Consider the following 15280-nt stretch of genomic DNA (forward strand, 5'->3'; position numbering starts at 1 on the left):
TATCCCGGATTTTTGGCTGTAGTTACAGTAATCACAACTTATTAAGTTACCAACGATCATACAAACGACGTTGTTCCGTTTCGGCAGTAGTTATTCCTTGATGATACGGTGTTAAGCTGGATGTAGTGTGGGTTTAGCCCGGTTGCTTTAACGCAGCTATCTTAAAATAAGTGTTTTAAAAACAATAATTAATTGATGATAAAATTTAATAATCACTAAATTAGTGAGCCAATTAATAAATCGCCCCTGAGGGTAAATTCTGTTGCTAAAACATTGCAGTGTAGCTTGCAGCCATTTTATGAAGAGATTGCTTTTTATAACCGCCTTTATACTACTAAAGTATAGTGCCTATTCCTCGTCGCTCCCGATGTCGTACCTGGGGATTGAGCAGGGCTTATCTAACAATACGGTAACCACCATTTTTAAAGATAAATTTGGCTTCATGTGGTTTGGCACGCTTGACGGCCTTAACCGGTTTGACGGCTATTCCTTCAAAAAAATCAGGAATAAAATAAACGACCCCGCAAGTTTACCCGAAAATACCATCACAGCGTTGGAGCAGGATGAGCTGGATAGGATATGGGTTGGTACCCGTCGTGGGGTTGGTATTTTAGATAGTAAGACACTCTATTTTTCGCAGATCACTTACAAAAAAAGCGCTGCAGAAGCTTTGGCGCCCCTGCCGGTTGATAAAGTAATCAATGTATTAAAAAAAGATCTATCGGGAAATATGATGATCGGATCGGCAGATGCCGGTTTACTCATTTATTATAAAAATAAAACCTTTGCGGTTGAGATACCGCTATTAAATGCCCAAAAACAGCAACAATGGAAATACACAGTAACCGCGCTTACCATACTGAACGACAACAGCATTTGGCTGGTTGTTGATAATGTTGGCTTATGCCGGTTTTTACCCGGCAAAAACGTTGTGCTCCCGGTTACCGCCTCATTTCCGCCCGCTACTCATATGAAGCAGGGACCCGACGGCAACTTGTGGATAAGTACCAATGCAGGCATGTTTTCTTTCAATGCCTTTACCGGCCAGTTAAAGCATCAGTCTTTCAGTAATAAGGCGCTTGATAACATCAAGATATTTGATTTCTATTTTGATAAAGCAAAAAATCTGTGGCTGGCCACCGATGGTATAGGGGTTGGTATTGTAAATATTTTTAGTTCGGGCCAATGTACCCTGCTTCAGCAGCAGGATGCCGGTACCCTTTCCAGTAATTCGGTTTATGCCATTTATGAGGATAACCAAAGCCGTAAATGGATTGCGACGTTAAGGGGAGGGATTAGTGTTATTGATCCTAATAAAAACCAGTTCAAGACCATTGTACATCAGCCTTATAATAAAAACAGCCTGGTATCCAATTTTACATTTTCGTTTTGCGAGGATGCCGGTCACAATATCTGGATTGGTACAGATGGTGCGGGTCTCAGCGTATGGAACAGGGCTAAAAACACTTTTACTACTTTTGTACATGACGAAAATAACCCACAATCGTTAAGCAATAACCGTGTTTCATCAATCATTAAAGACAGCCGGAACCAAATATGGGTGGCCACTTTTGGGGGAGGAGTAGCTATTTACGATACTGATAGTCATTTATTTAAAAATGTACCATTTGAAAATACCGGAAATTATAGAAAATCCATCTGGAAAATTTATGTAGATGCCGACAATACTATTTGGGTTACGGCTTTAAGGGGCGAAAAAACAGGGAATGAGCGAGCCCGGCTTTTTTATTTTGATAAGGCATCCGGGAAATTTGTTTCGGCCGGGTTTGATGTTAAAGACGATGTACTGGCAATAGCCGACGATGGTAAGGGTAATTTGTGGCTGGGTGGTTTTAAAAACCTGGTACGGGTTAATAAACATACCGGGCAGTCGGCTATAATCCAGTCAAATATTGCCGTAAGGAGTTTGCTGGCTACCGGTGGAACGTTATTTATTGGTACGCATGGTAAGGGTTTAATGACCTACCAGCTGGCTACAGGCAAAATAGCCTGGTATAACGAAAATAATGGGCTGCCCAACAACACCGTATTAAATATCGAAAGCGATAATAAGGGGAATTTGTGGATGAGCACCTTCAATGGCCTATCAAAATTAAAGTTTGCGACAAAAAAGTTCGAAAATTACTATGGTTCGGATGGCCTGCAATCCGACCAGTTTTACTTTAACGCATCCGGGAAACTGGCGTCTGGCGAACTGCTTTTTGGCGGGATAAAGGGTTTTAATATATTTTACCCGGATAGCATCAGGCGCTTTAACAGCTTCCCCGATTTATTGATTACACAGGTTAATATCGAAAATGAAAGTGCCAATGCCAATAACGCTTATATAAAAAATGCAGCAAATATTTATAACATCGATAAAATCAGGCTGCCGTATGATAAGGCCGTACTATCAATGGAATATGTTGCCCTGGAGTATTCGCTCCCCGAAAAAATTCAATATGCCTACTACCTGCAAGGCTGGGATAAAGGCTGGAACTACGTTAATAATGCGCGGGTTTTAAATTATTCAAGATTAAGCGAAGGTAACTACACGCTACATATTAAGGCCACTAACGGTTATGGCGTATGGAATACAAAAGAAAAAATAGTGTACATTACTGTACTGCCCCCCTGGTTCAGAAGCTGGTGGGCCTATTTGCTTTATGTGGGCATCGTATCCGCGTCGGTTTACGGTTATATTTATTATCATAAAAAGGAAAACCGGCTGCATTATGAAGTTAAGCTGGCCAACCTGAAGGTAGAACAGGAAAAAGAGCTTAACGATAAGAAAATCGCTTTTTTTACCAATATCTCGCATGAGTTCCGGACACCGCTTACACTGATAGCCAATCCGGTTAAAGAATTATTGCAAAATAACGGCAAAAATATCGACCTGATAGACCTTAGTTCGGTGTATCGAAATGCAAGGCGGCTCCTTAGCCTGGTAGATAGATTGCTGCTTTTCCGGTCGACAGATAATGAGTTAACCGAATTGAAAAAAGAATGGGTAAGCCTGTCGGACGTTGCCCGCGAGGTTTTTTCATGTTTTAATAACCAGGCTAAAGCAAAGCATCTTGATTATCAACTGCACATGGAGCAGGAAACCCTGGCCTGTATTGATAGGGAGAAAATTGAAATTGTGCTGTTCAATTTACTTTCCAACGCACTTAAATTCACACCTGATCATGGAAAAGTAGCTATGCACATCCGGGAGATGGAAAGCAGAATTGAAATAGAAGTTCATGACAGCGGACACGGAATTTCGGCAGAGACAGGTAGCCGCCTTTTTGAAAAGTTTTACCGCGAAGAAGCAACCGACAGGGCCAACCAAAGCGGATTTGGCATTGGTTTATTCCTGGCCAAAAAGTACGTTGATGTTCATGGCGGCGATTTATCATATACCAGCGCGCCGGGCGAAGGAACGGTTTTTAAAATAGGATTGCCGGGATCGGACGAAGTGATGAAACCAGTGGCGGTAACTAAACCGGTTTTCCGCTCTTCGGCGTTTGAGATACTGAATGAAGCTATTATAGATCATGACCCCGGATTGTTGAGGGAGCCCGAAAAGCCAGATCACGTAAGTGAATTAATGGAAAACATTGTAAAAGACAAACCATCGGTGCTGGTTATTGATGATGATGGCGATATCCGTCAATATCTGAGGAGGTTGCTGAAAGATTCCTATAACGTTTATGAGGCAGAAGATACAGTGCAAGGGTTTGAAATTGTGATGCAGGTTGATCCGGATATTATTGTTTGCGATGTGGTGATTAAGGAGTTTAGCGGTATTGAGTTTTGTTCTAAATTAAAAGATTCGCCCTCCTTCAGCCATATACCCGTGATTCTTTTAACCGGCAGTTCTTCGGCCGAAATAAAGTTAAAAGGGGTTGAATGCGGTGCTGATGATTATATAACCAAACCATTTGAAAACGACCTGCTGGTTGCGCGCATTAAAAGTATTTTAAAAGGCCGCAACACGCTTAAACAGTTTTTCCTGAACGAGGTAACACTAAAAAGCAATAACCTGAAAATTCCGGAGGAGTACAGCCAGTTTTTGGCGAAGTGTATAGCTTTGATAGAAAAACACCTGGATGACGAAAATTTTTCAGCAACGGTGTTCACTAAGGGAATGGGGATGAGCCGGTCTAATTTATTCAGGAAGGTTAAGGCTATTTCGGGGTTAAATATTTCTGAATTTATCAGGCATATCAAACTCAAAAAAGCTGCCGAACTATTGATTCAAAGCGATTTGCAGATTAAGGAGGTGGCCTACAAAATTGGTTTCCAGGATGTGCGGTATTTCAGAGAGCAATTTTTTAAGCTTTTTGAATTGAACCCGTCGGATTTTATCCGCAAGTACAGGAAAACGTTTGTGAAAAGTTATAACATTGGTGCAGGCATGTCGCCCGAGAAAGCCAGGCAGTAGCCGCAATATTAGGCGGCCTCAATGCCTGGGTACAAATCTAACCCGGTTTAGGAGTTGCTTCCTGGCCGGGTTTTTTATTTAAAATGGTCTTCTCTTGCAAAGCCGGTCACTGTGTTGTTACCGGCTGCTCCGTGTTGCCGGCTTATATTACCTGTTAATTAGGCAATTAGTGCGCGAATAAATGCTGCTCTTGTCATATCGTTAATTTGATGCCCGGTAGTGCTCCCTAAGCGCACTGATAATTACTTCGTTCACCAAATTGAGGGTGAAATTTACCCAAATATCAAAAGCTGCTCCTAAACCGGTTTTTTAGCACCTTTTTGGCCAGTTTACGTCCGCTGTATGGTTGTTTTATAGCCTTTCTATCGCCCAAAATCCACTCATATTAGCTGCTGTAAAACCAATTATCCGGCAATCAAAAAAAGTTCGGGCCAATTTTTTAGTCTGATTTTAAACGGTTGTTTTTGGGAGCAGTGGGAACCAATATCAATTATAACTATCCATTTTTTATGAACATGAATGACCAGTTGGCCATACGTTGGGAAAAAACCCGGCAGGGCGATGTCAGTGAATTTGGCGCTATTCATCACGAACTGTACCCGGTACTTTATCACTATGTGCTGAAAATTACCCGAGATGAAATTGTATCGCAAGACCTGGTTCAGGAGTTGTTCATAAAAATGTGGGAACGCAGGGAAAGGCTTGGGCCTATATACAACGTAAGGGTTTACTTTTTTAAGGCGGCCCGCTCACTTGCGCTCAACTATTTTAAGAGCCAGAAGAACCATTTACCAATAGCCGAAGACCAGCGCGAAATTGACCTGGCTTTTTCGCAGGAAGAGATTTGGGTGAACGGCGAAAATGATGTGGAGTTCAACAGGTTATTAACACTTGCGCTGAATGCCTTACCCAAAAGGCAAAAGGAAATGGTACATTTAAAATATTTTGACGGCTGGACGTATGAGCAAATAGCCGAGGTAACCGGGATAAATTACCAATCGGTAGTAAACCACGTACACCGGGCTATGCAACAGTTGCGCACCAATTTGGTAGATGATAAAAGGGTGCAATCCTGCCGTATCGCGGTTTGACAGAACTAACGGCAAATTTAGCACGTGTATGAAAATTATTGGCTGCTAATTTACTCCCTGCTTCCCTGCGAAGGGACGCAACTATTTAACCCTTATGTCCCCTATCCCAAGTGGCCGATCCATCATCTTACCTGCAACAAGCTTAACTTTTTACTTTAAAAGTTAACTATTGATTAATCTGTAGCCTCTTTTTGGTTAATCAAACCCCTCTCATAGAGATTTTTATAACAGAGATTTGTAATCTGTAAACCAATCATTAGCCATTATAAAACCTATGCCGCCTGTTTGTGGGTGGCCTTTAATTGTGCCCTGACAACACAATTACTGCTACCTTATTGCGGCTGGTGCTTACGTGCAATTAATTAAACCAATATACTTAACCATTTATTATGAAAACAAAATTGCTATCTCTGTTTTGTCTTTTTTGCCTGCTGCCTTTCTGGAGCTGCAGAAAATCAGGTAACCCGGCCGCGACTGCCACCGACAGTGTTAAAACTGGTAAATCATCCAAACTAAAGGTCGCCGCTGTCAGCCCATTTATCCATCCGGGCCTGTTGCATACCGAGGCCGATTTCATCCGTATGCAAACCATGGTAACAGCAAGTACCGAGCCCTGGCTTTCGGGCTGGAATAAGCTTACTGCAAATTCCCACTCCCTGTCTACCTATGTCATGAAGGGCCCGGTTGATACCGTATACCGGGGATCGGGCTCGCCTGAAAATTATTCCAAGCTGTATAACGATATTGCGGCAGCGTATCAAAATGCACTGCGGTGGAAAATTAATGGCGATGTGGCCTGTGGCAATAATGCCGTGGCTATTATGAACGCCTGGTCATCTACACTCGTAGCGATATCCGGTAGTGCCGATAGGTGGCTTGCTGCGGGCATTTACGGCTATGAGTTTGCCAATGCCGCCGAAATTATGCGCTCATACAGCGGCTGGGCAGCGGCCGACTTTACCAGGTTTAAAACCATGATGCTTACCGTGTTTTACCCCATGAACCACGATTTCCTGGTGAACCACAACGGGGCCTGCATCACCAATTACTGGGCAAACTGGGATTTGTGCAGCATGGCTTCAATCCTGTCTATCGGCATTCTGTGCGACGATGCCACCAAATACAATGAAGCTGTTACTTATTTCAAAACCGGCGCCGGTAATGGCGCAATAGACCATGCCGTACCTTTTTTATATACAGGCGGGCTTGGCCAGGGCCAGGAAAGCGGCCGCGACCAGGGGCACCAGTGCCTTGATATCTCCTTACTTGGCGCATTTTGCCAAATGGCCTACAACCAGGGCGATGACCTGTTTGGCTACGAAACCAACAAGGCGCTGGCAGTATGCGAATATACGGCCAGTTATAACCTGGGCAATACCGTACCATTTACAACTTACAACTGGGGCAGCGGTACTACCTGCGCGGCAAATTCGCAAACGGTAATTTCGGCATCAGGCCGGGGAGATATCCGGCCGTCCTGGGAGTTGATTTATAACCATTTTGCCAATGTAGCCGGGGTTACAGCTACCTATAGTGCCCAGTACGCGAGTAATATAAGGCCCGAAGGCGGTGGAGGCGATTATGGCAGCACAAGCGGCGGATACGACCAATTGGGATTTGGTACCCTTACGTATACAACAACCACCCAACCAATTGCCAATGGTACTTATCATCTCGTGAACCGGGCAAGCGGCAAATACCTGGATAACCTTGGCGCTACTGCTAATGCTGCCAATGTAGGGCAATGGGCCAGCAGTACGTCGGGTAACCAAAAATGGGTGCTATCCTATAGCGGCGGCTATTACAAGCTTACCTGTGTTTCAAGCAGTAAATGTTTGGATAGTAATGCCAATACTGCCGATGGCTCCAACGTTACCCAGTGGGCAAGCGGAACCTCGCCAAATCAGCAATGGATAATAGTGCCCGTTGGGTCGTACTATAAAGTGGTAAACCGAGCCAATGGCAAATGCCTTGATACCGGCGGCGGTACTGCTAATGGCTCTATTATGCAATTCTGGGGTAGCAATACCAGCTTAAACCAGCAGTGGTCTATTGCGCCTTGATTTTAACAACTAAGTCCAAAGTAGAAAGTCTTAAGTCGTAGGCCAGATTGTTTTTCTGACTTAGGGCTTAAGACTTTCTACTTTATATATTGACATGATGATTATATGAGTATAAAACCCCCGGTTAATTGTCATAGCAAGAGGTTGCCCAACTTTTAACTTATTAACTACTGCAGCCTGCTGTTAAACCTGATGAAGAAATTAGTTATAAAAGATATTGCCGAACAATTACAAGTATCAAAATCGACTATTTCATTTGTTTTAAATGGCAAAGCACGGCAACATGGCATTAGTATCAAACTCGAAAATAAAATATTAAAGTATGTTGAAAAGGTAGGCTATCAGCCAAGCCGCATAGCTGTTGGGCTTAGTACCGGCAAAAGCAAAACCATAGGTATGCTTGTTGAGGATATTTCGGACCCGTTTTTTTCTTCAATTGCCCGCGTTGTCGAACGGTCGGCCCTTTCTTCGGGTTATAGGGTTATTTATGGCAGTACCGAGAATGATACCGTACAGGCTATTGACCTCTTGCAGGCCTTTCGCAACCATAATGTCGACGGATATATCATCGCTCCACCGCCCGGAACTGAAAATTATATCCGGGAGCTGGTAGCCGATGGTTTCCCTGTTGTTGTATTTGACCGCGATGTGCCCGGCCTCGACTGCGATAAGGTGCTGATTGATAATTTTAACGGGGCTTTACAGGCGGTCGAGCACCTGGTAGACCGGCAGTTTAAAAATATTGCCATGGTAACGCTGTTGTCAAAGCAAAACCAGATGGAAGAGCGTGCCAATGGTTATTTAAAGGCGTTGAATGATTCCGGGCTGGTGCAAAGGATTAAACAAATACCCTATGATCTTGAAAAATCAAAATGTGTAGAACAAATCCGGAGATTCCTGGCAGGCCAAAAGGCTATCGACGCCGTGTTTTTTTCGACCAATTACCTTGCCCTGGGTGGTATAGAAGCTATCAGGCAACTTGGCCTGCAGGTTGCCAGGGACATCGGTATCGTAGTTTTTGATGATAATACCAATTTCGAACTATTTAGCCCGCCCATTTCGGCTGTTGCCCAGCCCGTAAAACAAATAGGGGAGCAGGTAACCGAAATAATGCTGAGCAGGCTGCAATCAAATACTCCCGCTGCTTTTCAGCGGATAGTGCTTAAAACCAATTTTATAGCAAGAGAATCCACATTAAGCCAACCGCTTAAAGCCAACGTGTTTTAAAAAATATTTAATCTGCGCCAATAATCAGAGCAAACGCAACTAAATAGTTACCGTCGATAAGCTGTTATGGAATAATAGCTAACTGAATAAGCTTATAGCCCCGGGAAGTTATAGCATCAAACGATACCTTATTTTTATTGGCTGATAGTGGTTAAATGATCCGGTTACCAAAGGGATTACCACTGGCCAACAACAGGCACAAATATTTGGATGTGTCTAAATTGCGCTATCAGTTTAATGTTAACCATGATTAAATGTAAAATATTGATTATGAGATATTTATAAAAAAAATATCTGAAATGTGTTAAGTTATGTTAACCCGGTTAGATGCGTTTGCCACTCGCTAACAATACCAACGCCAACTATTAAATAAATTTAAATTATATATTTATAACTTAAATATTGTTTAAGCCGTAAAAATCCTGCAGGCTATTGTATAACAGTGCAATGGCGTTTGTGATACAGTTTAAACAACCTTTACTTTATAAACCTAATTCTATTTTTTTGATTGAATGAATACCAAAATATGGCTTAGTATTTTATCGCTTTTTTTATGCAATTTGTGCTTGGCCTATCGTTTTGAAGCAAAACCGGATAGCCTCCGAAACGAATTACTCAAATCCATTGCGGCCAAAAAGCAGGTAAATGATACGGCAGTTATAAACGATTTAAATAAACTGGCTGTAGCCTATACCTCATACTATCCGGATAGCACTATTTATTACGGGCAAAAGGCAACACAGATTTCGCGCACTATAAACTACAGCACCGGCATTGCCGATGGGTTGCTGGCCGTTACAACGGTATACATCAGCCAGGCTAAATACGATATCGTATTAAAGTATATTAAAGAAAGTTTGGCGCTTTACACCCAGGCAAAAAACGTATTAGGCATTAGCGATTGTTATAAGCTTTACGGCGATTTGTACTACCAGCTAAGCGATTATCAAAAGGCATTAAGTTTTTACAATAAGGCGCTGCCAATTAAGCTTGCTATTAATGATTTGCCCGGCCTATCGCGCTTATATTTAAGCATAGGCAACAATTATGATAACCTTGGTCACTCATCCGCTGCCCTTGATTACTATTTTAAGGCCCTCAACATCGATACAAAGCTTCGTAATAAAAAGAAAATATCGGCAGATTACAATAACATTGGTGTTGTTTTGCAAAGTATGGAGATTTATCCCCAGGCCTTAACCTACTTTACCGAGGCCCTGCAAACCTGGACGCAGATGCAATCCGACGGTGGCATTAGCGTAGCCAAACAAAACATCGGCGAAGTATTAATGGCCCAGGGAAAGTATGACAACGCTATTAAATACCTTAACGATGCCCTGGCTATTGACCAAAAGCAGGACGACAAGGACGGTATAAGTACCTGTAATAGCGATTTGGCAGTTTGTTATATTCGTAAAAAACAAAATCAAAAAGCTTTAGGCTACCTGCAGCTTGCGCTAAAAGTAGCTACGGATAATAAAATGGACTACAACAAGGTAATTGCTTTGATTAATACGGCCCTGTTTTATAATGTAAACCACGATTACGCTAAAGCTTACGGTTTTGCCCTGCAGGCCAAAACACTTGCCGACCATATTGGCAGCGTTTTGCTGCGCACGAATGCCGCTGTTCAATTAATTGAAACCCTTGGCGGGCTTAAATTATACAAAGAAGCATATGCCGCCCAAAGAGATTTTGACAACATGAAGCGTACTTTCCGTAAAGATGAAAGTGTTCAAAAGTTTACCCTGTACATTACCCAATATAACTATGCCGAAAAACAGCGGCAGCAATTATTGCAGCAAAAGGCAAATGCCCTGCTCTATCAGCAAAAACTACATGATAAAGACCTGCTAAACATTATATTTTTTATAATTATAACCGCTGTATTGTTAATGGCTTTCCTGTATTACCGGCAAAAGCAACAGCAGTTAAAAATAAACACCCAGCTTAAACTCAAAAACAATGAAGTTTTGGAGCAAAAAGTGAATATAGACGAACAGGCCGAAAAGCTGAACGATTTGAATAAACTGAAAGATAAGCTGATATCCATATTGGCGCATGACCTGCGGTCGCCGCTGAGTACATTGCGCGGTTTGTTCGATCTGTTGTCTGACGAATCTATCAGCCACCAGGAAATGCTGGAGATGATCCCATCTGTAATACGAAAGCTCGATTACACGTCCGACTTTCTTGATACACTTTTATTCTGGATCAACAGCCAGCTCGAGAATTTCAATGCATCTGGAAAAAGTTTTTCAATAGATGATATTATCCAGTCGGAAATTAAAAACCATACCGAACAGGCCTCGTTTAAAGGTATTACCGTGATATATGGCGGCAATAAAGAACTACTGGCCCTGGCCGACCCGAACTCGATAAGGATAGTTGTCAGGAACTTAATTACCAACGCCATCAAGTTTTCGGGTGCGGGTGATGTTATAGAAATATCTGCCACTGAGCAGGACGAAAACGTACTGGTGACAATAACCGATACCGGTATGGGTATGCCGCCCGCCAGGGCTAATAAGCTATTTAAAAGCCAGGTGGATAGCAAGAGTGGCACACTCAACGAATCGGGAACAGGTATGGGGCTGTTGCTTTGTAAAGACCTGGTCGAAAAATGCAAAGGCCGTATCTGGGTAACCAGCAAAGAGGGTATTGGTACCAAATTTAGTTTTGTTATCCCCCTGCAACCAACGGCTACGATGGCACCAACCGAGGCCGGTTAGCAAATTGCCTGCATGCCTGGCGCTGCACACTATCACCTTTACCTGAATCTGTTTGCTGAAAATGTGACTACATTTGGCAAATAGTATCACTTCGCGTTTGTATCAGCAAAAAATGGACAGAATCCCGGTAAGACACATCAGTGCCACACAAAAAGAACCCGATACTACCGCTTTATTCAATATCTGGGCGCTTGATGAATTGCTTGCCGGTACAGATATGGTTCAGGAACTTCACCGGCACGATTTTTTTTACATCCTTGCCCTAAAAAACGGAAGCGGCCATCATGATATTGATTTTACGCATTATCAAATTTGCGACAATACCATTTTTTTTATGCGGCCGGGCCAGGTACATCAATTGGTATTAAAGGCCGGCAGCACGGGATACCTGATGCAATTTAGCGCCGGGTTTTATTTTTTGAACGATAAGGCAGCTGATCATGTGTTACGAAAAGCTGGCAGCATCAATCATTATCGACCCGGCGACAAAGGTTTTCAAAAACTATTCAATAGCCTGGCTTATATTTTACAGGAGTATACCGATAGGCACTTGTACTACCAGGAAACAATTAGGGCCAACATGGATATCTTTTTTATCGGCTTGATAAGGTTGCAGCCCGCCAATGCCGTCAGCAGCGCCAGCATGCACACGCAGGCACAGCTCGAAAAATTATTGACCCTTTTAGATACCCATGTTTTCACACACAAACAGGTAGCCTATTATGCCGATATGCTCAACTTATCCGCCTATCAGCTTAACATCATTACCACTACCACTTTGGGTAAAACCTGTTCGCAAGTAATTAATGAACATATCGTGCTCGAGGCTAAGCGATACCTTTTGGCCACAGCCAACCAGGTAAATCAAATTGCCGGCCTGTTGGGCTATCAGGATGCATCGTATTTTATCAGGTTTTTTAAAAAACACACCGGGCATTCGCCCGAAGCTTTCAGGCATAATTTTAGTTAAGTACCATACAACTGAATTTTTGTCCTATCTCTGCCGTTATCGCACAAATTATCTTTGTACCGTACAATAATATAATTAGTCAACAAAATAAAAAACGATGGAACAAACCTGGGACGAACAATACAAACAACTGTGGGACGACCGCTATAAAAAAGAAGAGTATGCTTACGGAAAAGCTCCCGATGCTTTTTTTGAACAATGGCTTAAAAAATTTGAACCTGGCCTAATACTCATGCCTGCCGATGGTGAAGGCCGTAACGGGGTTTTTGCTGCTACCCTGGGCTGGCAGGTAACGGCATTTGACCTGAGCGCCGAAGGCAAAGCCAAGGCCCTGCAATTGGCGCTGCAACGTGGTGTAAGCCTGGCCTACCTTGTGGGCGATTTGCAGCAATTAACCTTTAATGAGGAATCTTTTGATGTAATAGGACTTATATTTGCGCACTTTGCGGCCGAAAAAAAATCGCAGTTTCACCAAAAATTGGATAGATGCCTGAAGCCCGGTGGGATAGTGATATTTGAGGCATTTAGCAAAAACAACCTGCAACTTAGTTTAAATAATCCTCATATTGGCGGTCCAAAGGACATCGACATGTTGTTTTCAAAGGAAAACCTTGTAGCCGATTTTAAAGATTACGAGATATTGTTGCTGGAAGAAGAAGAATATATTTTAAACGAAAGCAGTTACCACAACGGTAAAGGATTGGTGATAAGGTTTGTTGGCCGGAAGCCTTTAACCTCAAAATAGCAGTACAAAGTTATCAAAACAACATATTTACCTGTTTAGAGGCTAACAGTCCTGCCGGAATTAGGTAAGGCGTGTTTTAATCGTCTGTATCCGGCAGCTGTTTAATCTCGATATTCCTGAAATCAACCGGTTGACCCTCACTTTGTAAGGCAACAAAGCCGCTGCTTAATAACTTTCCGTCCTGTTTATATTTAGGGTCGTAACCATTGGCCACGCCGCCTCCAATAGAGGGTTTGGAGTATTGCAGCACGGTATCGCCATTGATAATATGCGTAACTAATTTGTTGCCCAGAACAATCAGTTCGCCTTTTACCCATTGATCGCCATCATAGGTTTTCGATGTCGAACTGATGCAATGGTCGGGCCAAATCCTCCCTTTATAAACCACATCGGTACCAGGCGAGCACATATTGCCGGTTGGCCTCGGTTTTCCGTCGCCAAGGCCGCCCAATAACTGCATTTCTATTGATATCGGCCAATCCTGGTCTTTAAGCATGGTCCTGGGGTCTTGTGAATGAAACATAACACCGCTGTTAAGCAGGGTGTAGTCGGGTGCGCCTTTTTGCTGTTTGCCAACAAAACGATACTCAAACCGCAGTTTAAAGTGCGAAAATGGCGTTTTGTAATACAGGTGGCCAAATTGATTGTCAAACTCGCCATACTGATCATACCTTATCTTAATGATACCATCTTCTACCCTAAATGTATTGCCATAGTTTTCGCCAACCAGGTGATGGTTAATCTTTACAAACCAATCCTTTATATCGGTTCCATTAAAAAGCTTGTTCCAGCCTTTGCCATCGTTACCGGCATCGGCCAGCTTTTTAGCCCCGGTACAGCCAAGTAATAGCAAACAGGAAAATATAAAAAAATAGCGTGTGTTTTTCATGGCAGGGTAGGTGTTACGGTTTATGAACAGGTTGTTTAATGGTACCAAAATAGCATTAAATTCATTAGTATAAGCAAAATCACAGCACAAATAACACAACTTACAATGACATCTACCATCGGTTTTATCATCCCTTTGTTACAATTAATCAAAAAAGTAAAAAACATAAATATCAACATGTAGCTTAGTGAAAATAATGTGTAGCGATGATACAAATCCCTAAAGACCTGCTTGATCATCATTCGCATATCAGGTTGCGATTGTCTGATATGTACGGAATCATCATTGATAAAAAGCGCCCTTTCAGGTGCGATGATACCCTGCAAACCGCACATTGCCTGGAGGTAATTTTAACTGGTTCCATTGATGTTAGGTATGGCAGTTACGTACAGCACCTGGCGGCCGGCGATATCCAGTTTAGGCGGCGGGGCAATTACCAGCTGTTCCCGTCTGATGATTATACCAGCCTGCTCATTTTTATGGAAAATGAGTTTGTTGATTATTTCCTGGAAAGCCATGTGCCCGAGTTCAAACAGGAAAAACTGTGTCCCGATTTGCCGCCGTTTACCTTTAAAAGCTCCGAATTTATAAAAGCCAACGTTGCACAGGTTATGCAACATATTTTACAGCCGCAAAACTACTCCAGGTGTATTGTTAAGTTTGCTGCCCACCAGGTGCTGTTGCAGATATTATCGGGCGATCAATCAAAAACCTTCGCCTCGTTTTTGAAGGACCTGGTAAGTAATAAAAAGGTTGACCTGGCTTACTTTATGGAAACTAACTTCAACCGGCAGCTCTCCATAGCCGATATGGCCAAACTCACCGGCAGGAGTGTAAGCGCGTTTAAAAAAGAGTTTACAGACCGTTTTAATACAACCCCCGTAAAATGGCAGTTCAACCGCAGGCTGGAGTATGCCGAGTACCAGTTAAAACACTCGAACGATCCGGTATCGCTGGTGGCTTATAGCAGTGGGTTCGAAAATATTTCGCATTTTTCTAAAGTTTACAAGCAAAAATTTGGCGCTTCGCCCAAAAGTGCGCGTAACGAACTGGTGTAGCGTGATTCATAGGTGTTCGGAAGAAATAAAAAAAGCGAAGGGGGGTGTGCGATTCTTTCCTTGGGGAAGAAGGAGG

9 protein-coding genes are annotated in these 15280 nt (G+C 42.7%); 8 read left to right on the forward strand and 1 reads right to left on the reverse strand.

What is annotated here, in order from left to right; all coding sequences use genetic code 11:
* Positions 1 to 298: 298 nt before the first annotated feature.
* The 7 genes from FSB76_RS22765 to FSB76_RS22795 all read left to right on the forward strand — a co-directional run bounded on the left by FSB76_RS22765 (position 299) and on the right by FSB76_RS22795 (position 13257).
* Complete coding sequence (locus tag FSB76_RS22765) at positions 299 to 4429, forward strand: hybrid sensor histidine kinase/response regulator transcription factor (protein ID WP_147057453.1); 4131 nt, start codon at positions 299 to 301, stop codon at positions 4427 to 4429.
* A gap of 473 nt (positions 4430 to 4902) precedes the next feature.
* Positions 4903 to 5520 carry an RNA polymerase sigma factor gene (locus FSB76_RS22770; protein ID WP_225976551.1) on the forward strand — a complete coding sequence of 206 codons (618 nt, stop codon included), beginning with the start codon at positions 4903 to 4905 and terminating at the stop codon, positions 5518 to 5520.
* A 389-nt stretch (positions 5521 to 5909) separates the two neighbouring features.
* Positions 5910 to 7583 carry an RICIN domain-containing protein gene (locus FSB76_RS22775; protein WP_158642961.1) on the forward strand — a complete coding sequence of 558 codons (1674 nt, stop codon included), beginning with the start codon at positions 5910 to 5912 and terminating at the stop codon, positions 7581 to 7583.
* 192 nt (positions 7584 to 7775) lie between these two features.
* Complete coding sequence (locus FSB76_RS22780) at positions 7776 to 8810, forward strand: LacI family DNA-binding transcriptional regulator (RefSeq protein ID WP_225976285.1); 1035 nt, start codon at positions 7776 to 7778, stop codon at positions 8808 to 8810.
* 512 nt (positions 8811 to 9322) lie between these two features.
* Positions 9323 to 11542 (forward strand): tetratricopeptide repeat-containing sensor histidine kinase, encoded by a 2220-nt coding sequence (locus FSB76_RS22785; protein WP_147057459.1) that lies wholly within the window; start codon positions 9323 to 9325, stop codon positions 11540 to 11542.
* A gap of 112 nt (positions 11543 to 11654) precedes the next feature.
* Complete coding sequence (locus FSB76_RS22790) at positions 11655 to 12512, forward strand: helix-turn-helix domain-containing protein (RefSeq protein ID WP_147057461.1); 858 nt, start codon at positions 11655 to 11657, stop codon at positions 12510 to 12512.
* Positions 12513 to 12609: 97 nt separating this feature from the next.
* The gene (locus FSB76_RS22795) at positions 12610 to 13257 is read left to right on the forward strand and encodes a class I SAM-dependent methyltransferase (protein ID WP_147057463.1); all 648 of its coding nucleotides are present in this window, start codon (positions 12610 to 12612) and stop codon (positions 13255 to 13257) included.
* Between the two features lie 76 nt (positions 13258 to 13333).
* On the opposite strand, the gene FSB76_RS22800 is transcribed toward FSB76_RS22795, so the two are convergent.
* Positions 13334 to 14146, reverse strand: a complete 813-nt coding sequence (locus FSB76_RS22800) for a 3-keto-disaccharide hydrolase (RefSeq protein ID WP_147057466.1) — start codon at positions 14144 to 14146, stop codon at positions 13334 to 13336.
* A 206-nt stretch (positions 14147 to 14352) separates the two neighbouring features.
* Here FSB76_RS22800 and FSB76_RS22805 point away from each other — a divergent pair, with 206 nt between their 5' ends.
* Positions 14353 to 15204 carry a helix-turn-helix domain-containing protein gene (locus FSB76_RS22805; protein ID WP_147057468.1) on the forward strand — a complete coding sequence of 284 codons (852 nt, stop codon included), beginning with the start codon at positions 14353 to 14355 and terminating at the stop codon, positions 15202 to 15204.
* Positions 15205 to 15280 lie beyond the last annotated feature (76 nt).

The organism is Mucilaginibacter ginsenosidivorax (genome assembly GCF_007971525.1).
Lineage (GTDB): Bacteria > Bacteroidota > Bacteroidia > Sphingobacteriales > Sphingobacteriaceae > Mucilaginibacter > Mucilaginibacter ginsenosidivorax.

Excerpts from the sequence above, each read along its gene's own strand:
- FSB76_RS22780 (WP_225976285.1), top strand. The coding sequence starts at position 7,776 with ATGAAGAAATTAGTTATAAAAGATATTGCCGAACAATTACAAGTATCA.
- FSB76_RS22805 (WP_147057468.1), top strand. The coding sequence starts at position 14,353 with ATGATACAAATCCCTAAAGACCTGCTTGATCATCATTCGCATATCAGG.
- FSB76_RS22765 (WP_147057453.1), top strand. The coding sequence starts at position 299 with ATGAAGAGATTGCTTTTTATAACCGCCTTTATACTACTAAAGTATAGT.
- FSB76_RS22775 (WP_158642961.1), top strand. The coding sequence starts at position 5,910 with ATGAAAACAAAATTGCTATCTCTGTTTTGTCTTTTTTGCCTGCTGCCT.
- FSB76_RS22785 (WP_147057459.1), top strand. The coding sequence starts at position 9,323 with ATGAATACCAAAATATGGCTTAGTATTTTATCGCTTTTTTTATGCAAT.
- FSB76_RS22795 (WP_147057463.1), top strand. The coding sequence starts at position 12,610 with ATGGAACAAACCTGGGACGAACAATACAAACAACTGTGGGACGACCGC.
- FSB76_RS22790 (WP_147057461.1), top strand. The coding sequence starts at position 11,655 with ATGGACAGAATCCCGGTAAGACACATCAGTGCCACACAAAAAGAACCC.
- FSB76_RS22800 (WP_147057466.1), bottom strand. The coding sequence starts at position 14,146 with ATGAAAAACACACGCTATTTTTTTATATTTTCCTGTTTGCTATTACTT.